General features: G+C 65.7%; 1 protein-coding gene and 1 pseudogene. Both read right to left on the reverse strand.

What is annotated here, in order from left to right; translation table 11 throughout:
* Positions 1-113: 113 nt before the first annotated feature.
* Positions 114-1,046 (reverse strand): family 2A encapsulin nanocompartment shell protein, encoded by a 933-nt coding sequence (locus RISW2_RS22865; RefSeq protein WP_043775745.1) that lies wholly within the window; start codon positions 1,044-1,046, stop codon positions 114-116.
* Between the two features lie 76 nt (positions 1,047-1,122).
* Positions 1,123-1,331, reverse strand: a pseudogene (locus tag RISW2_RS22870) (hypothetical protein); the annotation flags it as partial.

Raw genomic sequence — 1,331 nt, forward strand, 5'->3', positions numbered from 1 at the left:
ATTGGCCAGACGCGTCAGCACGTCCGGATCGATGGGCGCTTCCGGCGCGCCCGGCACGCCGCCGGCCAGGGCGGCGAAGCTTGGAGAGGAATCGGCGACAGCCATCGTGCGGCCTATTTGTAGGTGTCGGGATAGTCGTGGTACTTGCCGATCTCGACATCGTCGAGCACCGCCAGCGCGTCGTCGGCCAGCAGCGCCAGCGAGCAGTACAGCGAGATCAGGTAGGACGCGATGGCATGGTTGTTGATGCCCATGAAGCGCACCGACAGGCCCGGGCTCTGTTCGCCCGGCAGGCCCGGCTGGTACAGGCCGACCACGCCCTGGCGCTTGTCGCCCACGCGCAGCAGCAGGATCTTGGTCTTGCCATCGGCCACCGGCACCTTGTTGGACGGAATCAGGGGAATGCCGCGCCAGGTGATGAACTGCGAGCCGAACAGGCTTACCGTCGGCGGCGGCGTGCCGCGCCGCGTGGCTTCGCGGCCGAAGGCGGCGATGGCCAGCGGATGCGTCAGGAAGAAGGCCGGCTCCTTCCAGACCTTGGTCAGCAGCTCATCCAGGTCGTCGGGCGTGGGCGCGCCGGTCAGCGGGAAAATGCGCTGCTCTTCCGTCACCTGCGACAGCAGGCCGTAATCGGGGTTGTTGATGAGTTCGCTTTCCTGGTTTTCCTTGATGGTCTCGATGGTCAGGCGCAGCTGTTCCTTGATCTGGTCGTGCGGACTGCTGTAGAGGTCGGAGATGCGGGTGTGCACGTCCAGCACGGTGCTGACGGCGTTCAGGAAATACTCGCGCGGCTGCTCCTCGTACTCGACGAAGGTGCGCGGCAACTGGTTCTCGGCTTCGCGCGCGGTGCACGTCACCTTGATGTTTTCGGGATTCTTGACCTTGTTCAGGCGGTAGATGCCTGCTTCGACCGGCGCCCATTGCAGCAAATGCGTCAGCCAGCGCGGGCTGATGGTGGCAAGTTGGGGTACGGTCTTGGTCGCATTGGCCAACTGCCTTGCGCCGTTGTCGCCCAATGCGACGGTCCCGCCTACGGTGGCACTCATTGAAATCTCCGAAGTGAACAAACACGCAAACAACACAGACAAAAAGAAAGGGCCGAAGCCCCTGGGGAAATAGCGGTCAGGCGGCGCGCTCGCGCGGGCGCGCCTGACCGGCGTCGGCCTGCGGCGTGCTGCGCGGGCCGGCCTGCGTGACGGTGGCGCCGGGCGCCACGTCGCTGGTGATCCAGACGTTTCCGCCGATCACCGCGCCGCGGCCCAGCGTCACGCGGCCCAGGATGGTGGCGCCGGCGTAGATGACGACCTCGTCTTCCACGATCGGATGGCGCG

This window comes from Roseivivax isoporae LMG 25204 (assembly GCF_000521865.1).
GTDB classification, from domain to species: Bacteria; Pseudomonadota; Alphaproteobacteria; order Rhodobacterales; family Rhodobacteraceae; genus Roseivivax; species Roseivivax isoporae.